We start from the raw sequence: 20,032 nt of genomic DNA on the forward strand, positions 1-20,032 counted from the left end.
AGCCAGGCCTCGATCGCGGCGTCCCGCATCGCGGGGCGGGACGGGTGGTCGGCGGGCGTGGCCGCCATCGCGTTGAGCAACTCGGCGGCGCTGTCCGACACTGAGCTCTGGTGGGTCCTCGGTCCGGCCATGGTCTGGATCATTTGGGTGGTCCTCCATCAAACGGGCAGAGAGCCGTGCCCGCACGCGGCGACCGTTCAGTGACTCCACGCTAGCCGGAAAGACTACGTGACACTAGCCGAAAGTATGAGTCACTCACGCCGAATGACCGAGGCAGGCGTGGCAAGAGGGACATCCGCGAGGATTCAATGTCGGTCCCCCGTGGTAAACAGCGGGAAACATCTTCGAAGAAGCGGACGGGAACACAGATGGCCACTCTCGGCATCGACATCGGCGGCTCCGGCGTGAAGGGGGCGCCGGTCGACACCATCGGCGGCGACCTGCTCGCCGAGCGGTTCCGCGTGCCCACGCCGCAACCCAGCGACGTGACCAGTGTCGTCGAGGCGGTGGCCGAGGTGGCCGCCCAGTTCGACGACTTCGACCGGGTCGGCATCACCTTCCCCGGCGTGGTGGTCGACGGCGTCACCCGCACGGCGGCCAACGTCGACAAGTCGTGGCTCGACGCGCCCGCGGCCCAGCTGTTCAGCGACCGGCTCGGCAAGCCGGTCACCGTGCTCAACGACGCCGACGCGGCCGGCGCGGCCGAGGTGGCGTTCGGGGCCGGCCGCGACCAGCGCGGCCTGATCATGATGCTCACCTTCGGCACCGGCATCGGCAGCGCGCTGTTCCTCGACGGCGTCCTGATCCCGAACACCGAGTTCGGCCACCTCGAGCTGGACGGCAAGGACGCCGAGGCGCGCGCCTCCGACCGGGCCCGCGAGGCCGAGGACATGAGCTGGGAGAAGTGGGCCGGCCGGGTGGAGGACTACCTCAAGCACGTCGAGATGCTGCTCTCGCCGCGGCTGTTCATCATCGGCGGCGGGGTCAGCAAGAAGTCCGACAAGTTCTTCCCGCTGATCAACATCCGCACCCCGATGGTCCCGGCCACCCTGCTCAACAACGCCGGCATCATCGGCGCGGCGGTCGCGGCCGAGCAGGCGTCGACCGGCTCCCCGGTGCAGGTCTGACGTGCCCCGGACCATCGCTACCAACACCACCGTCGACCGCGACGGTCTGCTGGAGTTCATCCGGCCGCGGCACCACGCGATCCTGATGACCACCCGCCGCGACGGGCGCCCGCAGGCGTCGCCCAACACGTGCGGCGTCGACACCGAGGGCCGGATCGTCATCTCCACCTACCCCGAGCGGGCCAAGGCGATGAACGTCCGGCGCAACCCGCAGGTGTCGGTGCTGTTGCTCGGCGACGACTTCGGCGGGGCCTGGGTGCAGGTCGACGGGACGGCCGAGGTGATCGACCTGCCCGACTCGGTCGAGCCCCTTGTCGATTACTTCCGCTGCATCTCGGGCGAGCACCCGAACTGGGACGAGTACCGTCAGGCGATGCGTGACCAGGGCAAATCCCTGATCCGCATCACCATCGACCGGTGGGGCCCGATAGCGACCGGCGGGTTCCCGGCAAGATTGGCCAACTAAGAGAACAAGGCCGGCGCCCTGAACCAGGGCGCCGGCCTTCTTTCTTGGGGGGTCTCAGACCGCGTGCTCGACCTGCTCGACACCGAGCAGGTAGTGCAGCGTGTCGCGGTGCATCGAGGCGACCGGCTCGAGCAGGTCGGGGTGGCGCAGCAGCACGGCCGCGTCCCGGTCCCGGTCGTCCGGGTCGAGCAGGCGGCGGAACTCGTTCGGCAGGCCGCCGGCCCGGCGCGGGAGCGGGCGGGGCCGCTCGTCGCGGCTGGGCGGGATGGCGGCGGCGACCGCGTCGACACCCCGGCGGGCCAGCATCGGGTTGGCCAGCAGGCAGGCGGCCCAGCTGACGACGACCTCGTCGACCCAGGTACGCCAGCCCTCCTCCTCGGCCTCCTCGTCGTCGGGCTCGCTGCCGACCCGCCAGTCCAGGACGGCGGAGCCGCCCGGGCCGGCGATCGCGACCAGGGCCGCGTCCATCTCGGTCGGGTAGCGCAGCCACGCGGCGACCGTGACGGCCTGGCGCGCCTGCAACTCGGAGAGCGTGTGGGTGATGGTGTCGGGGGTGCCCGCGGGGTAAGCGCGCGACAGCCAATGGGTGCTGGCGGCGATCACCGGCGAGAGCTCGACAGACGGTCCGGCCACGAGGTGCTCCTGGAGGTGTCAGGCGCGGCTCCGGTCGAACCGCGTCAGGGATTACCTCGGCGGCCGGGGTGGTGAGCTTGAGCAGGGTGACCGTGATGGGACCGCTCGGCAACCGACGCGCTCCCCTCCCGTTACTACTGGGCCGGGTGTTGCGCTTGTGGACAGCTCACGGCGTACCCGGAAAGGTTTTGCGAACTTGAATTTGCCGGCCGGAAACGTCCCGATGATCAAAACCGGGTAAGCAAGGAGAGAGGGCGAACTGTCGAAATTCACCCGAGGCGCACGGGCACTCCTGAACGAGCCGGGCTGAGCGCACTCCGGTAGGTTTAACCCATCGGCTTGCCGCTTGTTTGTGGTGCCTCCCCTGCGGAGAAGTATGCCCTGACGGCGGTACTCATTTCGCCGCGTCCACGCCCGCCCCGCTGACTACGGTGGAGATCATGACCGGTCGTTTTCCTATCGAAGACGTAACGCCGTCCGTGTCCTGCGGGCGATACCCCGCCAAGGCCGTCGTTGGTGAATTCGTGCCGGTCTCCGCGGTGTCCTATCGCGAAGGACACCACGCCCTCGGTGTAAACGTGGTATGGCGCGGGCCCGACGGCGAATCCGAACCGTTCACCCGCATGCGTCCCGGCGAACCCGGCCTCGACCAGTGGCACGGCCTCATTCGACCGGACAAGGTCGGCCGGTGGACGTTCACCGTGGAGGCGTTCGAGGATCCCTACCGGACCTGGCGCGACGCCGTGGTGAAGAAGATCGGCGCCGGCCAGGGCCTGGAAGACCTGGCCAACGACCTGGCCGAGGGCGCCGACGTGCTCGACCTGGCCACCAAGATCGTGCCGCACGAGGACGAGGAGCGGGTGCGCACCGCTGCCGCGGTGCTGCGCGACGAGCAGCAGTCGCTGTTCGCCCGGGTCTCCCCCGCGCTCGACCTGGAAGATCTGCTCTGGGACAACCCGGTGCGCCTGCAGGTCACCACCACCCGGTCCTACGCGGTCTGGGTCGACCGGCAGCGCGCGCTCTATTCCTCCTGGTACGAATTCTTCCCCCGCTCCGAGGGCGCCGAGATCGGCCCGGACGCGACCCCGATCAAGCACGGCACCTTCCGCACCGCCGCCGAGCGCATCCCGGCGGTCGCGGCCATGGGCTTCGACGTGCTCTACCTTCCGCCGATCCACCCGATCGGCAAGATCAACCGCAAGGGCCGCAACAACACCCTGGTGGCCCGCCCGGTCGACGTCGGTTCGCCGTGGGCGATCGGCTCGGACGAGGGCGGTCACGACGCCATCCACCCGCAGCTGGGCACCCTGGAAGACTTCCGCGCGTTCCTCGCCACCGCCGCCGAGAACGGCCTCGAGGTGGCGATGGACCTGGCGTTGCAGGTCGCACCCGACCACCCGTGGGTCAAGTCGCACCCGCAGTTCTTCACCACCAAGGCCGACGGCACCATCGCGTACGCCGAGAACCCGCCCAAGAAGTACCAGGACATCTACCCGCTGAACTGGGACAACGACTACCGTGGCCTGCGCGACGAGGTGTACCGCGTGGTCCGGCACTGGATCGACAACGGCGTCAAGATCTTCCGCGTCGACAACCCGCACACCAAGGCGCTGAACTTCTGGCAGTGGCTGATCGCCAAGATCAAGGAAACCGATCCGGACGTGCTGTTCCTGGCCGAGGCGTTCACCCGGCCGGCCATGATGAACGGCCTCGGCAAGATCGGCTTCACCCAGTCGTACACGTACTTCACCTGGCGCACCACGGCCTGGGAGATGCGCGAATACATGGGTCAGCTGATCTCGACGCTGGACTGGATGCGGCCCAACTTCTGGCCCAACACCCCCGACATCCTGCACGAGACGCTGCAGCACGGCGGCCCGCCGATGTTCAAGATTCGCACCGTGCTGGCGAGCATGCTCTCGCCGTCCTGGGGCATGTACTCGGGGCTGGAGCTCTTCGAGCACGTGGCCCGGCCGGGTGCCGAAGAATATGTGGACAACGAGAAATTCGAGCTCAAGCCGCGGGACTGGGCGGCCGCCGAGCGCACCGGCCGGTCCCTGGCGCCGTACATCACCCGGCTCAACAAGGTCCGGGCCGAGAACCCCGCGCTGCACTGGTTGCGCAACCTGCGCTTCCACGAAGTTGATAACGGTTCACTCCTGGTCTTCTCCAAGCGTGACCTGGAGACCGGTAACACCGTTCTGGTTGTCGTCTCCTTCGACGCCAGCAACGTGCAGTGGGGCAACGTCACGCTCAACATGCCCGAACTCGGCATGGACTGGCACGAGCGGTTCTCGGTGACCGACCAGATCACCGGGGCGACCTACGAGTGGGGCCAGCACAACGCCGTCCGGATCGACCCCTACGTCGAGCCGGCGCACGTCTTTGTCGTGAAGCGGAACTGATTCAAGTACCTGCGGGTGGGTAGGTGGGAAAGCAATGGACCTGACTGAAGATCTCGATCCGGCGTACGACCCGGCGGAGGGAAGCCACGTCGAGGACGGTGTGGTCGAACATCCCACCGCTGAGGACTTCGGCCACGCCCGGTCACTGCCCGCCGACACGACCTGGTTCCAGCGAGCGGTGTTCTACGAGGTCCTGGTCCGGGCCTTCTACGACTCCAGCTCGGACGGCTCCGGCGACCTGCGCGGCCTGATCGAGCGGCTCGACTACCTGCAGTGGCTCGGCGTCGACTGCCTCTGGCTGCCGCCGTTCTACCAGTCGCCGCTGCGCGACGGCGGGTACGACATCAGCGACTTCTACCGGGTGCTGCCGGAGTTCGGCACGGTGGAGGACTTCGTGGCGCTGCTCGACGCGGCCCACAAGCGTGGCATCCGGGTGATCACTGACCTGGTCATGAACCACACCTCCGACCAGCACGCCTGGTTCCAGGAGTCCCGGCGCGACCCGGACGGGCCGTACGGCGACTTCTACGTCTGGAGCGACACCTCCGACAAATACCAGGACGCCCGGGTCATCTTCGTGGACACCGAGGAGTCGAACTGGACGTTCGACCCGGTCCGCCGCCAGTTCTTCTGGCACCGGTTCTTCTCCCACCAGCCCGACCTGAACTACGACAACCCGGCCGTGCAGGAGGCGATGCTCGACGTCCTGCGCTTCTGGCTGGACATCGGCATCGACGGTTTCCGGCTGGACGCGGTCCCGTACCTGTACGAGCGGGAGGGCACCAACGGCGAGAACCTCCCCGAGACGCACGCGTTCCTCAAGCACTGCCGCAAGGTGATCGACGACGAGTTCCCGGGCCGGGTGCTGCTCGCCGAGGCTAATCAGTGGCCGGCCGATGTGGTGGAGTACTTCGGCGACTCGGCGACCGGCGGCGACGAATGCCACATGGCGTTCCACTTCCCGCTGATGCCGCGCATCTTCATGGCGGTCCGTCGCGAGTCCCGTTTCCCGATCTCGGAGATCATGGCGCAGACGCCGGCCATTCCGAACAACTGCCAGTGGGGCATCTTCCTGCGGAACCACGACGAGCTGACGCTCGAGATGGTGACCGACGAGGAACGCGACTACATGTACTCGGAGTACGCCAAGGACCCGCGGATGAAAGCGAACGTCGGCATCCGCCGGCGTCTCGCCCCGCTGCTGGAGAACGACCGCAATCAGATCGAGCTGTTCACCGCGATGCTGCTGTCGCTGCCCGGTTCGCCGGTGCTCTACTACGGCGACGAGATCGGCATGGGCGACAACATCTGGCTCGGCGACCGCGACGGCGTGCGCACCCCGATGCAGTGGACGCCGGACCGCAACGCCGGCTTCTCCACCGCCAACCCGGGCCGGCTCTACCTGCCGGCCAACCAGGACCCGGTGTACGGCTACCAGGCGGTGAATGTCGAGGCGCAGCGGGACAGTTCCACGTCGCTGCTCAACTGGACCCGTACGATGCTGGCGGTGCGACGCCGCCACGACGCGTTCGCCGTCGGCACGTTCCGTGAACTCGGCGGGTCCAACCCGTCGGTGCTCGCCTACCTGCGCGAGAACGGCGACGACGTGGTGTTGTGCGTGAACAACCTGTCGCGCTTCCCGCAACCGATCGAGCTCAACCTGCAGCACTGGAACGGCTACACGCCGGTGGAGTTGACCGGCCACGTGAACTTCCCGCGCGTGGGTCAGCTGCCCTATCTGCTGACGCTTCCCGGGCACGGCTTCTACTGGTTCCAGCTGTGCAGGTCCGAGGAGAAGCAATGACGCTGCCCTTCGCCGAGTGGCTCCCGCAACAGCGCTGGTACGCGGGTAAGGCCCGCACCCTGGCGTCCGTCAAGGAGGCGTCGTCGACGAAGCTCGGCGACAACCTCGACCTGGTGCTCGTCGACGTCGAGTACACCGACGGCAGCGCCGAGCGCTACCAGGTGATCGTGGCCTGGGACAACCACCCGATCGCCGAGTACAGCAGCGTGGCCACCATCGGCACGCTCGAGGGCCGTACCGGCTACGACGCCCTCTACGACCCGGGCGCGGCCCGTTACCTGCTCGGCCTGGTGGCCGGCGGCAGCGCGGTCGGCGACGTGGTCTTCGAGCCGGAACCGGGCGCCGAGTTCCCCACCGAGGAATCCTGGCCGCGGGTCTTCGACGCCGAGCAGAGCAACACCAGCGTGATCTTCGGCGAGGACGCGATCCTCAAGGTCTTCCGCCGGGTGTCCACCGGGATCAACCCCGACGTCGAGCTCAACCAGGTGCTCGGCCGGCGCGGCAACCCGCACGTGGCCCGGCTGCTCGGCTCGTTCGAGACCACCGAGGGCGGCAAGCCGTGCCCGCTCGGCATGGTGACCGCGTTCGCCGGCAACTCGGCCGAGGGCTGGGCGATGGCCACCGCCAGCGCGCGTGACCTGTTCGCCGACGCCGAGATGGGCGCCGACGAGGTGGGCGGCGACTTCCAGGGCGAGTCCTACCGGCTCGGCGAGGCGGTCGCGTCGGTACACGCCGACCTGGCCGCCGAGCTCGGTTCCGGCCCGGCGTCGTTCCCGCTCGACGCGGTGCTCGGCCGGCTGCGCCAGGCCGCCAACTCGGTCACCGAGATCCAGCAGTACGTCCCGACCATCGAGGCGCAGTTCCGGGCCCTCGACGGCGAGCCGGTCACGGTCCAGCGGGTGCACGGCGACCTGCACCTCGGCCAGGTGCTGCGCACCCCCGAGGCGTGGCTGCTGATCGACTTCGAGGGCGAGCCCGGGGTGCCGCTCGACGAGCGGCGGCTGCCCGACTCGCCGCTGCGCGACATCGCCGGCGTGCTGCGCAGCTATGAGTACGCTGCCTATCAGCTGCTTGTCGACTCGGACGACGAGGAGCACCTGGCCGCGCGGGCGCGCGAGTGGGTGGACCGCAACCGGGCCGCCTTCTGCGACGGGTACGCACACGCCTCCGGCCTCGACCCACGAACCCAGGGTGCGCTGCTCGCGGCGTACGAGTTGGACAAGGCGGTCTACGAGGCCGCGTACGAAGCACGGCACCGGCCCGGATGGCTGCGGATCCCCCTGCGGTCCATCGCCCGGCTGGTCGGCCCGAACAACCCCAGCTAGAAGGAGCCATTCTCGTGATCGGCCACCCCGCCTCCTCGCTCGCCGCCGACCAGCGCGCCATGAACAGCGTGGTGGCCGGCGATACCCACGACCCGCACGCCATCCTCGGCGCGCACCCGACCGGCGAGAACACGGTGATCCGCACCCTGCGCAAGGGCGCCGAGAAGGTTTCGGTCGTCTACGGTGGCGAGCGCGCCGACATGGTGAAGGTGCACGACAACGGCATCTTCGCGGTCGAGCTGCCCGGCACGGTCCTGGACTACCGCCTCGACGTGGACGGCACCGAGTTCGACGACCCGTACCGTCATCTGCCCACCCTGGGCGAGCTCGACCTGCACCTGATCGGCGAGGGCCGGCACGAGAAGCTGTGGCGGGTGCTGGGCGCCCAGCCGCGCGGCAACGGCGTCGGTTTCGCGGTGTGGGCGCCGGCCGCCCGCGGTGTCCAGGTGGTCGGGGACTTCTCCGGCTGGGGCCCGTACGACGGCTGGCCGATGCGGTCGCTCGGCAGCAGCGGCGTCTGGGAGGTCTTCGTCCCGGAGGCGCGGCCCGGCTCCAAGTACAAGTACAAGATCCTCGGCCGGGACGGCGTCTGGCGCGAGCACGCCGACCCGCTGGCCCAGCACACCGAGGTGCCGCCGGCCACCGCGTCGGTGGTCTTCGAGTCCACCTACGAGTGGGCCGACACCGACTGGATGCGCGAGCGCGCCACCAAGCAGTGGCACCAGGAGCCGACCAGCGCGTACGAGGTGCACCTGGGCTCGTGGCGGCCCGGTCTGTCCTACACCGAGCTGGCGTCGCAGCTGGTGGATTACGTGGTCGAGATGGGCTTCACCCACGTCGAGCTGATGCCGGTGATGGAGCACCCGTTCGGCGGCTCCTGGGGTTACCAGGTCACCGGCTACTTCGCCCCCACCTCGCGGTTCGGCAGCCCCGACGAGTTCCGCTACCTGGTCGACAAGCTGCACCAGGCCGGCATCGGCGTCATCCTCGACTGGGTGCCCGCCCACTTCCCCAAGGACGAGTGGGCCCTGGCCCGCTTCGACGGCACCCCGCTCTACGAGCACGGCGACTGGCGTCGCGGCGAGCACCCCGACTGGGGTACGTACGTGTTCGACTTCGGCCGCAAGGAGGTCCGCAACTTCCTGGTGGCCAACGCGGTGTACTGGTGCGAGGAGTTCCACGCCGACGGCCTGCGGGTCGACGCGGTGGCCTCGATGCTCTACCTGGACTACTCGCGCAAGGACGGCGAGTGGACCCCGAATCAATATGGCGGCCGGGAAAACCTCGACGCGATCAGCTTCCTGCAGGAGATGAACGCGACCGTCTACAAGAACAACCCCGGCGTGGTCACCATCGCCGAGGAGTCCACCGCGTGGCCGGGCGTCACCCGCCCCACCCACCTGGGCGGCCTGGGCTTCGGCTTCAAATGGAACATGGGCTGGATGAACGACACCCTCTCCTACATGGAGAAGGAGCCGATCTACCGGCAGTGGCACCACCACCAGATGACCTTCGCCACGGTGTACGCCTGGAGCGAGAACTACATCCTGCCGATCAGCCACGACGAGGTCGTGCACGGCAAGGGTTCGCTGGCCGGCAAGATGCCCGGCGACCAGTGGCAGAAACTGGCCAGCACCCGCGCCCTGCTCGGCTTCATGTGGGCCTTCACCGGCAAGCAGTTGCTGTTCATGGGCAGCGAGATGGGCGACATGCGGGAGTGGTCCGAGGAGCGCGGCCTCGACTGGGGCCTGCTCGAGGACCCGGCCTTCGGTGGCGTGAAGGGCCTGGTCAAGGACCTGAACCGGGTCTACAAGGAGACCCCGGCGATCTGGACCCAGGACACCAGCCCGTCCGGCTTCCGCTGGATCACCAGCGAGGACTCGCAGCACAACACATTCTCGTTCGTCCGCTTCGCCCCCAACGGCGACGCCCTGGCCTGCGTGGTCAACTTCGCCGCGGTCCCGCACGAGGGTTACCGCATCGGCCTTCCCCGGCCGGGCCGCTGGGAAGAGGTCGTCAACACCGACAGCGAGCTGTACGGCGGGTCGGGCGTCGGCAACCTCGGCGAGGTGACGGCCGAGGAGCTGCCGTGGCACGGCTTCAACGCCTCGGTCTCGCTGCGGGTGCCGCCGCTGGGGGCGGTCTGGCTGCGGTTCACCGCCTAGACGGTCACCACGATCTTGCCCGTCGGGGTGCCTTTCTCCAGGTAGTGGTGCGCCTCCACGATGTCGTCCAGGGTGAACACCCGGTCGACCGTGGGGCGCAGCACACCGGAACGGACGCCGGCGGCCAGGAAGGCGGCGACCCGCCGGACGATCACCGGGTCGACCATGTCGGCGAAGCCCATGAAGCGGCGGATGGTCAGCGACGGGTTGGCCGGGAACGACGCGGGCCGCGGGTCCAGCCAGCCCACCGCGATCAACTGGCCGCCGAGCTTGGCGGCCAGCGACAGGTCGGCCAGGCCCGGACCCATCACGGCGTCCAGGATCAGGTCGGCGCCCGCCCCACCGGTGAGCCGCCGGGTGGCCTCGGCCACGTCCTCGCGGTCGGTGGCGATCACCGCGGCCGCGCCGGCGTCGAGCAGGCTCTGCACCTTCGCGCTCGACCGGGTGACCGCGATCGGCACCGCGCCGATCTGGTTGGCGATCTGGATCGCGGCCCGGCCCACCCCGCCCGACGCGGCGGTGATCAGCACGTGGTCGCCGGGTCGCATCCCGGCCTTCTCGACCAGCGCGCCGTACGCGGTGAAGTAGGCGACCCACAGCGCCGCCGCCTCGGGCACGTCCAGCCCGGCCGGGCGGGGCACGACCCGGCTGGCGAGCACCGTGGTGTACTCGGCGTACGCGCCCCGGGTCTCGAAGTCGGGGATGGCGGCGAGCAGGACCGGATCGCCGACCGCCAGCCCGGTGACCCCGGACCCGACCGCGTCGATCACCCCGGTCCCCTCGACACCCAGCCGGGCGTGCGGCAGTTGCACCGGCCGCGGCGACTGGCCGGCCCGGATCATCTGGTCGAGCGGGTTCACGGCGAACGCCTCGATCCGCACCCGGACCTCGTCCGGGGCCGGCTCGACCACCGCCTCCTCGACGAGGTGCAGGACGTCCGGACCACCGATCTCATCGAACACAACAATTCGTGGCATGCGAAAAACGCTACGGAGCCGATTGGCACCCGCTGGTAACTTTTGATCCCGTGCAGAACACTCGCGGGGTCTTCCTGGCCGACTGCCCCACTCGTCTGGCGGTCGAGATCATCGCCGAGAAATGGGCGGTGATCGTGCTGTTCGCGCTCAGCCTCGAACCGCAGCGGCCCGGCGACCTGGCCGAACTGATCGGCGGCATCTCCCGCAAGGTCCTCACCCAGACGCTGCGCCGGCTTCAGACGTACGGCCTGGTCGAACGACACGCGTACGCCGAGGCCCCGCCGCGCGTCGAATACAGCCTGACCCCGCTCGGTGGCACCCTGGTCGAACCGATCAAGGTGCTCACCGCCTGGGCCCGCGACCACGGCGAGGCCATCGTCGACTTCCAGGAGAACTCAGCCCCCGGAGGGTGATGACGAGACCGACAGCGTCGGGGCGCCGGAGACCCCGCCGAAGGTCTTGCCGGTGGTGCTGAGGAACTCGAAGGCGAACCCGGCCTGGCCGTTCGCGGCGGCGTCGCCCACCGCGAAGAGCCGCAGGTAGCCGTACTTCGGCTGGCGGATGGTCAGTTCCAGCGGCTCCGGGTTCTGCGCCGCGCAGGTCGCGGTGCCCTGGCCCAGCACCGTGTTGCCGGTCTCGCCCTGCTTGACGACGACCTGCACGGTGCCGGGGCCGACGCAGAAGAAGCGGAACGCGTACTTGTCGGCCGCCATGTCGTTCACGTGGTTCTCGTAGTCCGGGGCGACCACGCCCTGGGTCGCCCTGATCGAGGTGGGCGTCTTGTCGCGGTCCGCGAGCAGGCCGCCGGCCGCCGTGGCCCGGTCGTACTCCGGCCCGGTCGGGTCCGGCATCACCGGGAAGTCGGAGCTGGACGGTCCGTCACTGGGGGCGTCGCCGACGGCGTAGTCGCCGCCGGTGCCCGGGTACAGGCCGAAGCCGGCGCCGATCAGGATCGCGGCCACGGTGACCCCGGCGCCGGCCGAGACGGCGACACCGCGCCGGCGGCGTACCACGGCCCGGGCCTGGGGCGCGCCGGGCGGGACGATTTCGCCGAGCGTACGGGTGCGGAGGTCTTTGAAGAGGTTTTCGAGTTCGTCGGTCATCACGGGGTCTCCTCCGGCGCGGTCGTTTCGGCGAGGTCGAGCCGGGCGGCCAGCGCCTGCCGGGCACGGGACAACCAGGACTTCACGGTCCCCACCGGGACGCCCTCCCGCTCGGCGATCTCGGCGACAGTCAGGTCGGCCAGGTAACGCAGCACCATCGCGCGACGGTGGTTGTCGGGGAGCGTGGCCAGTGCCGCGACCAGCGCGACCCGCTCCGGTTGGGGCCCGTCGACCTGCGGTTCGATCGGGCGCTGGCGGCGCAGGAAGGTGCGCACGGTGCGTTTGCGGCGCCAGCCGCTGACCGCCAGGTTCCAGGCGACCCGGCGGACCCAGGCGACCGGGTCATCGAAGCGGGACATGGTGCGCCATCTCGCGTACGCCCGGCAGAACGCCTCCTGGACGACGTCCTGGGCCTCCTGCCGGTCGCCGAAGTAGGCATAGAGCTGCACGGTGAGGTCGCCGTAGTGCGCGGCGTAGATCTCGTCGAAAGACGCGGTCTCGTTCGGCACGGCGGGCAGCGCCTCCGGTCTCGTTCCGGCGAATGCTGTCACGGCGACTACACGCCCGGACCGGTCCGGGCGTTGCACCTCAGCGGGTAACTAAAAGCAGGAGACCGAAGCCGGCCGCCGCGACCAGCACGCCGACCACGATGAAGATCGGCATGGTCACCGTCATCAGCCGCTGGTCGGACTCCTTGGCGGCGATCATGTCGGCCCACCGTTCCGGGGTGACGAACGCCCGCCGCATCGGGCGCACCGAACCGTTCGCGGCCCGGCCCATGACGAACACCTCGCGGCCGCGCGGCAGGCGCACCTCCTGCAGCTGCAGGACATCGCCGTTACTGGTGCTCCGCGCGATCTTCGGCGTCGCCCAGGCCGGCGGGGTCTCGCCGCGCTTCTTCCGCCAGCTCTCGGTGCTCGACTCGGTCACGGTCGACGCGTGATAGGTCAGCGCCTGCCCGCGGCCGTCCACCAGCAGCCGGGGATCGAGGGTGACCCGGCCGGTCGCGTCCGCGAGCGCCGGCCAGGCCGGCGCCTTCCCGCCGTCCAGGTACACATCGGAGCGGTTCTCGCCGTCGTCGCGGACGATGGTCATCTCGTACCAGGTACAGTCCTCGCCGCTCAGCGGACCGATCTGCGGGCCCGCCGGCCCGTACTCGGTGACCGCCTCGGCCGACACCCGGCCCCGGGCGGGCCACGAGCCGAGCGGGGCCGGCACGGTGCGGCGCAGAAGCCGCGACATGCGCAGGTCACCGATGCTGATCAGAGCGAAGATCCCGGTGACCAGCACCATGCAGACACCGAGGAGAAGAAGGAGCGCGGCAACCACGGCCATGCGCTCAAGATAGCCACCCGCGTCTATCTAGTCGTCACTCAGCCAGTCCGCGCCGAGCAGCCCGTAGATGAGGTCGTCGGTCCACTCACCCTTGATGAACGTCTGCTGTCGAAGGTGCCCCTCGCGGGTGAAGCCGAGGCGTTCCAGCAGGCCGGCCGACGCGGCGTTCCGGGCGTCGCACTCGCCGGTCACCTTGTGCAGGCCCTGCAGGCGAAAAAGCCGATCAAGGACGGCCCGGACGGCCTCGGTCGCATAACCCATCTTCTGGTACGGCGTAGCCAGCGTGAACCCGATCTCGGCCTGCAGCCGGTTGTCGTGCAGCCGCACCCCGACGTCGCCGATCAGCCGGCGGTCCTCGAGCCGCTCGATCGCCCACTGGAACCAGCCCGGGATGTCCGGCGAGGACTCCATGAAGTTGACCACTGCGGTCTCGGCCTTGAGCAGCGGAAACGGCGCATCCCAGGATTGATACCGAGCCACCTCGGGGTCCGACCGGTACTCGGCGAGGACCGGCGCGTCGGCCGGCCGGAAGCGCCGCAGCAGCAGCCGCTCGGTGTTGATGAGCATTCGCCGACAATACTCAGAGCAACCGCCCGAGGTGCTCGCGCATCAGCCGGCGGACCAGCGCGGCGCGTTCCCGCACCCGCTCCTCGGACAGTTCGACGCGGTCCCCGGCCCGGCGCCGCCGGATCTCGTCGACCAGCGGCGCCGGCACTCCGAGCTCGGGCAGCCGGTCGATCGCCTCCCGCTTGGTGATCAGCCGGCCGGTGGCGATCGTCTCGGCGGCCCGCGACACGGTGGTGAGCCCGAGGTCGACGTGCAGATCGGTGCGCCACACCGTGGTCTTCCGGACCGCCCCGGCCCAGTAGCCGCTCAGCTCACCCCGGGCCGCGTCGGCGAGCTGGGCCGCGCTGACCGGCGGGACCAGCTCGCCCGGCGGCGGCCCGTAGACGGTGACCCCGAACTGGTGCAGCTCGCCGCGGGCGATCCCGCTGAGCGGCCGGCGGAACATCTGCTCGTGCGCCCAGTTCACATGCGACAGCGAGATATCCGATATGTCGCCTATCGGGACGTACGCACAGTGCAGCTTGGCCGGGCCGATGACCCGATGCAGCGCGCGCAGTTTCGCTCGTCGATATCTGGTCAGCGGGGCGGCGATCACCGCGACCAGGTCAAGGTCGCTGATCCCGGGCCGATAGTCGCCCGATCCGATCGACCCACCGGCATAAAACCCGACAACCCCGGCAATCGATGTGATCGCTGACGCGAAGCCCGGGACGACCGGCACTACCGAGAGGCGATCGTCCATACCTCCAGCATGACGGTTCGGTGCCAACTGGATGGCTGCTCTACGAGCGGCAACAACCGCCCGATAGAGTGACGTCGCCAAGTTCGGGGGGACGGAACCATCATGTCTGGGGAGCGTACGGAGCCTTTGCGCCCGCACGATCCGCGTGCCCTGGGCGACTACGAGATCGTCGGCCGCCTCGGCGAGGGCGGCATGGGCACGGTCTATCTGGCCCGCACGCCCGGCGGGGTTCTGGTCGCGGTCAAGGTGGTACGCGCCGATCTCGCGCCCGACGACGAGTTCCGCCGCCGCTTCCGCAGCGAGGTGGCCCGGGCCCGGCAGGTGCCGCCGTTCTGCACCGCCGAGGTGCTCGACGCCGACCCCGACCACGAGAGCCCCTACCTGGTGGTGGAGTACGTAGACGGCCCCACCCTCGCGCACGTCGTCGAGGAACGCGGCCCGCTCACCGCCGCCAACCTGCACAGTGTCGCGATCGGAGTGGCGACCGCACTGACCGCCATTCACGGCGCCGGGGTCATCCACCGCGACCTGAAACCGCGCAACGTGCTGCTCGCCCCGGGCTCGCCCAAGGTGATCGACTTCGGGATCGCCCGGCACGTCGAGGCGACAAGCGGCCACACCGACACGTCGGTGATGGTCGGCACGGTGGCCTACATGGCGCCGGAGCGCTTCGGCTCCGCCGACACCCCGCTCACCCCGGCCGCCGACGTCTTCGCCTGGGGCGGCGTGGTGGCGTACGCGGGAACCGGCCGCACCCCGTTCGCCGCCGATTCGCCGCCCGCGACGGCGGCCCGCATCCTCACCCAGCCGCCCGATCTGTCCGGCCTGGCCGGGCCGTTGCGCGAGCTGATCGGGCACGCCCTGGAGAAAGACCCGGCCAACCGGCCCAGCGCCCGCGAGCTGCTCGACCTGCTGGTCTCCGGCCCCTCCCGGCCCGCCGCCACGGCGGCGGCCCTCGCCGATCAACCCGATTTGCGGGCGGCGGCCGCGGAGGCGCAGGCGGTTACGGGGGTACGCGTTGAGGGCGGCGTGACCGACCTGGCCGGCCTCGTCGGCTACGAGGAAAACTCGATCGTCACCGTGCCGATCTCGCCGGTGCCCGGTCCCCCACCCGGCCCGCCGCCGCCCGAACCCCGCCGTCGCTGGTTCCTGCCGGTCGCGGTGGCCGCGCTGATCCTGGCCGTGGTGGCCGGCGCGATGATGCTGGTGCTCGGCTCGCCGGCCGGCGAGCGGGCGAGCGCCTCGGAGAGCCCGGCCGACGGCCCGTCGTCGGCCCCGGCCGTCACCGCCAACGCCGATGTCCTGATGATCGACGACTCCCTGACCGGGCCGCGCCTGTGGGAGGCCAAGTCACTGCCGGCCGAGAAGGCGTCCTGCTCCTTCGACGGCACCGCGATGGTGGCCCACCGGGACACCAAGGGCGTCTACCGCTGCTCCGGGCCGGACGACGGGGTGCCCGACAACTTCCGGGTCGAGGTCGGGGTGCGGCTGCTGACCGAGGACAGCTGCGCCGGGCTGTGGTTCCGGTTCGCGCCCTGGCACGGCTATCTGCTGCGGGTCTGCGAGAAGAACATCTACCTGGGCACGCACAAGGATCAGGCGGTCGCGACGATCCGCACGTTCCCGCTCGACGCGCCGATCGAGATCGGGGCCGCACCGACCACCATCGAGGTCCGGGCGGTCGGCAACCAGGCCACGGTCCTGCGTGACGGCATCGAGGTCGGCACGGTGCCGCTGACCGACGCCGAGATCACCGGCGGCCGGGTGCTGCTCGGCGTCTACACCGAGCGCGGCGCGGCCGAGAACGGGCCGTACGACGTGGCCTTCAGCAACGTGAAGGTGTGGGGACTCAGCGGCAACTGAGCCCCCGGTCCACCTTTATTCCTTGATCAGGCCGGCCCGCCGCAGCGCGGCCGCCATCTCGTCGTTGACGACCGGCGCACTACCGCCCTGACGCTGCCCGCCACCGCCGCCGCCTTGGCGCTGACCGCCCCGCTGGCCACCGCCCTGACCGCCCCGCTGGCCACCGCCTTGACCGCCGCGCTGGCCACCGCCCTGACCGCCTTGGCGCGGGCCGCCGCCTTGACGCTGACCGCCGCCGCCCTGGCCGCCCTGACCGCCCTGGCGGGGCTTGCCGCCTTCGCGGGGCTGCGCGCCCGGCGCGGCGCCGTCCTCGCGCGGCCGCCGCTGGGCCGGCTCGTCGGTCAGCCGCATGGTCAGCGAGATCCGCTTCCGGGCCTCATCCACCTCGACCACCCGAACTTTCACGACATCGCCGGATTTGACGACGTCGCGCGGGTCCTTCACGAACGTATTGGACAGTGCCGACACGTGCACCAGGCCGTCCTGGTGGACGCCGACGTCGACGAACGCCCCGAACGCCGCCACGTTGGTGACCACGCCCTCCAGGATCATCCCGGGCTTGAGGTGCGCGATCTTCTCGACGCCCTCGGCGAAGGTGGCCGTGGTGAACCCCGGTCGCGGGTCGCGCCCGGGCTTCTCCAGCTCCTTGAGGATGTCGGTGATGGTCGGCAGGCCGACCGCGTCGGTGACGTAGTCGGTGGGCCGCAGCGCCCGCAGCAGCGGGCTGTTGCCGATCACCGTCTTGATGTCGGCGCTGGTGGCGGCCAGGATCGTGCGCACCACCGGGTAGGACTCCGGGTGCACGCTGGACGAGTCGAGCGGGTTGTCACCGTCCGGGATGCGCAGGAAGCCGGCGCACTGCTCGAACGCCTTGGGCCCGAGCCGGGCGACCTTCTTGATGTCGTCGCGAGTGCGGAACGGCCCGTTCGAGTCGCGGTGCAGCACGATGTTCTCGGCCAGGCCGGCGCCGATCCCGGAGACCCGGGTGAGCAGCGGCGCCGACGCGGTGTTCACGTCCACCCCGACCGCGTTCACACAGTCCTCGACCACCGCGTCGAGCGACTTGGACAGCTTGGACTCGGCCAGGTCGTGCTGGTACTGCCCGACGCCGATCGAGCGCGGGTCGATCTTCACCAGCTCGGCCAGCGGGTCCTGCAGCCGGCGGGCGATGGAGACCGCGCCGCGCAGCGACACGTCCATGCCGGGCAGTTCCTGCGACGCGTACGCCGAGGCGGAGTAGACCGAGGCGCCGGCCTCGGAGACCATCACCTTGGTCAGGTTGGCCTCGGGGTGCTTCTTGATCAGCTCGCCGGCCAGCTTGTCGGTCTCCCGGGACGCGGTGCCGTTGCCGATCGCGATCAGGTCGACGTGGTGCTTCGAGGCGAGCGCGGCGAGCCGGTGGATCGACTCGTCCCACTTGTTCTGCGGCACGTGCGGGTAGATCGTGTCGGTGGCTACCACCTTGCCGGTCCCGTCGACCACGGCCACCTTCACGCCAGTGCGGAAACCTGGGTCGAGGCCCATCGTCGCGCGGGTGCCGGCCGGCGCGGCCAGCAGCAGGTCGCGCAGGTTGGCCGCGAAGACCCGGACCGCCTCGTCCTCGGCCGCCTGCCACAGCCGCACCCGCAGGTCGGCGCCGAGGTGGATGAGCACCCGGGTGCGCCAGGCCCAGCGGACCGTGTCGACAAGCCACTTGTCGCCGGCCCGGCCGGCGTCGGAGATGCCGTTGCGGCCGGCGATGCGGGCCTCGAAGTAGCCCTCGTCCTCCTCCGGGTGCGGTTCCATGGTGAGGTCGAGGACGTCCTCCTTCTCGCCGCGGAACATGGCCAGGATGCGGTGCGAGGGCAGTTTCGCGTACGGCTCGGCGAAGTCGAAGTAGTCGGCGAACTTGGCGCCGTCGGTCTGCTTGCCGTCCCGCACCTTGGCCACCAGCCGGCCCCGGGTCCACATCTGTTCGCGCAGGTCACCGATGAGGTCGGCGTCCTCGGCGAACTTCTCGATGAGAATCGCCCGGGCGCCGTCCAAAGCCGCCGCCTCATCGGCCACGCCCTTGTCAGCGTCCACGAAAGGCGTAGCGGAAGAGCGCGGGTCGAGCGAGGGATCGCCTAGGAGAGCAAGAGCGAGCGGCTCCAGACCGGCCTCGCGGGCGATCTGGGCCCGGGTGCGGCGCTTCGGTTTGAAGGGCAGATAGATGTCCTCGAGCCGCGCCTTGGAGTCGGCGGCGAGGATGCTCTGCTCGAGCTCGTCGGTCATCTTGCCCTGGGCGCGGATCGACTCCAGCACCGCGGCCCGCCGGTCCTCCAGCTCCCGCAGGTAGCCGAGCCGTTCCTCGAGGGTGCGCAGCTGCGTGTCGTCGAGGGTGCCGGTCACCTCCTTGCGATAGCGGGCGATGAACGGCACGGTCGCGCCACCGTCGAGCAACTCGACGGCCGCGGTGACCTGACCTTCCCGGACCCCGAGCTCGGAGGCAATGCGCTGATGGATCGCTGTCGTCACGCCGACGATTGTGACCGAGCAGTGGTGTCGTTGTCGCGCCACCCCAGGTGATGATCACCCGAGCGGCGACCGGAGAGGGCCCACAGGGCCGCCTCGGTGCGGGACGACGCACCCGTCTTACGCAGCAGATTCGACACGTGGACGGTCACCGTGCGGACCGAGATTCCGAGAACTCGCGCTATCTGCTTGTTCGGCATTCCCTCGCCGAGCAGACCGAGAACCTCGCGCTCCCGGGCGGTCAGCTCGGGCCGCCGGGAGATCTCGCAGACGGCCGCGCCCTCCACCGCGATCAGCTCGCTGAGCCGGTAGGGGTTGCCGTCGGTGCGCCGCCAAACCGCTTCGGCCAGCTCCGGCGCGCCCGCTTCCGACCCGTACACATGCTGTAGAACCTCGCCGACCTCGGCCGGAAGCAGGCCGCCAAGATGGCGGCGCACGGCGCCGGGGTGTCCGTTGAGCCGCGCGAGAGTGCGCGTGGTGAGTTCCGGCGACAGCGCCGCCTCCGGCGGCTGGCTGGTCACCAGCAGCAGGACCGGAAGGTCCGTCGAGCCGAGCTCGGCGATCAGATTGAGCGAGGCCGGATCAAGAGTATGAAGATCTTCCACCACGAGTACGGCGTGAGCGTTGCCGACCAGCCCACGAACCGCCGCCACCGCGATCCGCAGCAGGGCGTCCGGAGTGTACCGCTCCCGGGGGACATCCGGATCCTGTTTCAGCCAGGCCAACGCGTCCGGCGGCACGTCGAGCCCGCGCGTGTCGCGCCCGGCCAGAACCGCGGCCAGCCAGTCGTAGGGGGCCGGCGAATGCACCCGGGCCGTCCCGGCGAGCACGTTTGTCGTCGCCGGGTCCTGCAGAAACGCCGTCACCAGCGCCGTTTTCCCTGTTCCGGCGGCCCCGGTGACGACCGCGGTGACCGGCCGCCGGCCGTTGCGCACGCGGGACCAGGCTCCGCGCAGCTCGTCCAGCGCGCTCGCCCGCCCCACCATCGGCACCGCCATCATCACTCCACCCTACGGAGGCCGGTCAC

17 protein-coding genes are annotated in these 20,032 nt (G+C 70.0%); 8 read left to right on the top strand and 9 right to left on the bottom strand.

Annotated features, from left to right (window positions below):
- The first annotated feature begins 368 nt into the window (after window positions 1-368).
- Window positions 369-1,127 (top strand): polyphosphate--glucose phosphotransferase, encoded by a 759-nt coding sequence (gene ppgK / locus Ate02nite_RS39930; protein WP_203813128.1) that lies wholly within the window; start codon window positions 369-371, stop codon window positions 1,125-1,127.
- 1 nt (window position 1,128) lies between these two features.
- Window positions 1,129-1,593, top strand: coding sequence for a PPOX class F420-dependent oxidoreductase (locus Ate02nite_RS39935; protein ID WP_203813129.1), 465 nt, complete (start codon window positions 1,129-1,131; stop codon window positions 1,591-1,593).
- Window positions 1,594-1,647: 54 nt separating this feature from the next.
- On the opposite strand, the gene Ate02nite_RS39940 is transcribed toward Ate02nite_RS39935, so the two are convergent.
- Window positions 1,648-2,226: a hypothetical protein gene (locus Ate02nite_RS39940; protein ID WP_203813130.1), complete on the bottom strand. Its 579-nt coding sequence runs from the start codon at window positions 2,224-2,226 to the stop codon at window positions 1,648-1,650.
- Window positions 2,227-2,666: 440 nt separating this feature from the next.
- Between Ate02nite_RS39940 and Ate02nite_RS39945 the strand changes: the two genes are divergently transcribed.
- From Ate02nite_RS39945 to glgB, 4 genes are read left to right on the top strand one after another with little or no spacing between them, the layout of a single operon-like run.
- On the top strand, window positions 2,667-4,631 hold the full coding sequence (locus tag Ate02nite_RS39945) for an alpha-1,4-glucan--maltose-1-phosphate maltosyltransferase (protein WP_203813131.1): 1,965 nt from the start codon (window positions 2,667-2,669) through the stop codon (window positions 4,629-4,631).
- A gap of 34 nt (window positions 4,632-4,665) precedes the next feature.
- Window positions 4,666-6,435, top strand: coding sequence for a maltose alpha-D-glucosyltransferase (gene treS, locus Ate02nite_RS39950; RefSeq protein WP_203813132.1), 1,770 nt, complete (start codon window positions 4,666-4,668; stop codon window positions 6,433-6,435).
- The gene (locus Ate02nite_RS39955) at window positions 6,432-7,760 is read left to right on the top strand and encodes a maltokinase N-terminal cap-like domain-containing protein (protein ID WP_203813133.1); all 1,329 of its coding nucleotides are present in this window, start codon (window positions 6,432-6,434) and stop codon (window positions 7,758-7,760) included. Before treS ends, Ate02nite_RS39955 begins: the two co-directional genes overlap by 4 nt.
- Window positions 7,761-7,819: 59 nt before the next feature.
- On the top strand, window positions 7,820-9,925 hold the full coding sequence (gene glgB, locus Ate02nite_RS39960) for a 1,4-alpha-glucan branching protein GlgB (RefSeq protein WP_203813352.1): 2,106 nt from the start codon (window positions 7,820-7,822) through the stop codon (window positions 9,923-9,925).
- Here glgB and Ate02nite_RS39965 read toward each other — a convergent pair.
- A complete protein-coding gene (locus tag Ate02nite_RS39965) occupies window positions 9,922-10,902 on the bottom strand; it encodes a zinc-dependent alcohol dehydrogenase family protein (RefSeq protein WP_239148060.1) in 981 nt (326 codons plus the stop codon). The genes glgB and Ate02nite_RS39965 overlap by 4 nt on opposite strands.
- A gap of 50 nt (window positions 10,903-10,952) precedes the next feature.
- Here Ate02nite_RS39965 and Ate02nite_RS39970 point away from each other — a divergent pair, with 50 nt between their 5' ends.
- Window positions 10,953-11,315: a winged helix-turn-helix transcriptional regulator gene (locus tag Ate02nite_RS39970; protein ID WP_203813134.1), complete on the top strand. Its 363-nt coding sequence runs from the start codon at window positions 10,953-10,955 to the stop codon at window positions 11,313-11,315.
- Here Ate02nite_RS39970 and Ate02nite_RS39975 read toward each other — a convergent pair.
- From Ate02nite_RS39975 to Ate02nite_RS39995, 5 genes are read right to left on the bottom strand one after another with little or no spacing between them, the layout of a single operon-like run.
- Entirely contained in the window at window positions 11,298-12,005 is a 708-nt protein-coding gene (locus tag Ate02nite_RS39975) for a hypothetical protein (RefSeq protein ID WP_203813135.1), read from the bottom strand. The two genes, Ate02nite_RS39970 and Ate02nite_RS39975, sit on opposite strands and share 18 nt — an antisense overlap.
- A complete protein-coding gene (locus tag Ate02nite_RS39980; RefSeq protein ID WP_438871323.1) occupies window positions 12,005-12,556 on the bottom strand; it encodes an RNA polymerase sigma factor in 552 nt (183 codons plus the stop codon). Before Ate02nite_RS39980 ends, Ate02nite_RS39975 begins: the two co-directional genes overlap by 1 nt.
- Window positions 12,557-12,593: 37 nt before the next feature.
- The gene (locus Ate02nite_RS39985; protein ID WP_203813136.1) at window positions 12,594-13,340 is read right to left on the bottom strand and encodes a hypothetical protein; all 747 of its coding nucleotides are present in this window, start codon (window positions 13,338-13,340) and stop codon (window positions 12,594-12,596) included.
- Between the two features lie 27 nt (window positions 13,341-13,367).
- Complete coding sequence (locus Ate02nite_RS39990) at window positions 13,368-13,907, bottom strand: GNAT family N-acetyltransferase (protein WP_203813137.1); 540 nt, start codon at window positions 13,905-13,907, stop codon at window positions 13,368-13,370.
- 13 nt (window positions 13,908-13,920) lie between these two features.
- Entirely contained in the window at window positions 13,921-14,649 is a 729-nt protein-coding gene (locus Ate02nite_RS39995; protein ID WP_203813138.1) for a nucleotidyltransferase domain-containing protein, read from the bottom strand.
- Window positions 14,650-14,751: 102 nt separating this feature from the next.
- Here Ate02nite_RS39995 and Ate02nite_RS40000 point away from each other — a divergent pair, with 102 nt between their 5' ends.
- Window positions 14,752-16,512 (top strand): serine/threonine-protein kinase, encoded by a 1,761-nt coding sequence (locus Ate02nite_RS40000; RefSeq protein ID WP_203813139.1) that lies wholly within the window; start codon window positions 14,752-14,754, stop codon window positions 16,510-16,512.
- 15 nt (window positions 16,513-16,527) lie between these two features.
- On the opposite strand, the gene Ate02nite_RS40005 is transcribed toward Ate02nite_RS40000, so the two are convergent.
- Both Ate02nite_RS40005 and Ate02nite_RS40010 read right to left on the bottom strand, forming a co-directional pair.
- A complete protein-coding gene (locus tag Ate02nite_RS40005; protein WP_203813140.1) occupies window positions 16,528-19,008 on the bottom strand; it encodes a Tex family protein in 2,481 nt (826 codons plus the stop codon).
- Window positions 19,005-20,006 (bottom strand): helix-turn-helix domain-containing protein, encoded by a 1,002-nt coding sequence (locus Ate02nite_RS40010; RefSeq protein WP_203813141.1) that lies wholly within the window; start codon window positions 20,004-20,006, stop codon window positions 19,005-19,007. Before Ate02nite_RS40010 ends, Ate02nite_RS40005 begins: the two co-directional genes overlap by 4 nt.
- Window positions 20,007-20,032: the final 26 nt, after the last annotated feature.

The sequence above is a fragment of the Paractinoplanes tereljensis genome, from assembly GCF_016862435.1.
GTDB classification, from domain to species: Bacteria; Actinomycetota; Actinomycetes; order Mycobacteriales; family Micromonosporaceae; genus Actinoplanes; species Actinoplanes tereljensis.

What these genes read in the sequence shown, in the direction of transcription:
- ppgK (WP_203813128.1), top strand. Translation starts at nt 369, where the DNA reads ATGGCCACTCTCGGCATCGACATCGGCGGCTCCGGCGTGAAGGGGGCG.
- Ate02nite_RS39945 (WP_203813131.1), top strand. Translation starts at nt 2,667, where the DNA reads ATGACCGGTCGTTTTCCTATCGAAGACGTAACGCCGTCCGTGTCCTGC.
- treS (WP_203813132.1), top strand. Translation starts at nt 4,666, where the DNA reads ATGGACCTGACTGAAGATCTCGATCCGGCGTACGACCCGGCGGAGGGA.
- Ate02nite_RS39955 (WP_203813133.1), top strand. Translation starts at nt 6,432, where the DNA reads ATGACGCTGCCCTTCGCCGAGTGGCTCCCGCAACAGCGCTGGTACGCG.
- glgB (WP_203813352.1), top strand. Translation starts at nt 7,820, where the DNA reads ATGAACAGCGTGGTGGCCGGCGATACCCACGACCCGCACGCCATCCTC.
- Ate02nite_RS39965 (WP_239148060.1), bottom strand. Translation starts at nt 10,902, where the DNA reads ATGCCACGAATTGTTGTGTTCGATGAGATCGGTGGTCCGGACGTCCTG.
- Ate02nite_RS39975 (WP_203813135.1), bottom strand. Translation starts at nt 12,005, where the DNA reads ATGACCGACGAACTCGAAAACCTCTTCAAAGACCTCCGCACCCGTACG.
- Ate02nite_RS39985 (WP_203813136.1), bottom strand. Translation starts at nt 13,340, where the DNA reads ATGGCCGTGGTTGCCGCGCTCCTTCTTCTCCTCGGTGTCTGCATGGTG.
- Ate02nite_RS39990 (WP_203813137.1), bottom strand. Translation starts at nt 13,907, where the DNA reads ATGCTCATCAACACCGAGCGGCTGCTGCTGCGGCGCTTCCGGCCGGCC.
- Ate02nite_RS39995 (WP_203813138.1), bottom strand. Translation starts at nt 14,649, where the DNA reads ATGGACGATCGCCTCTCGGTAGTGCCGGTCGTCCCGGGCTTCGCGTCA.
- Ate02nite_RS40000 (WP_203813139.1), top strand. Translation starts at nt 14,752, where the DNA reads ATGTCTGGGGAGCGTACGGAGCCTTTGCGCCCGCACGATCCGCGTGCC.
- Ate02nite_RS40010 (WP_203813141.1), bottom strand. Translation starts at nt 20,006, where the DNA reads ATGATGGCGGTGCCGATGGTGGGGCGGGCGAGCGCGCTGGACGAGCTG.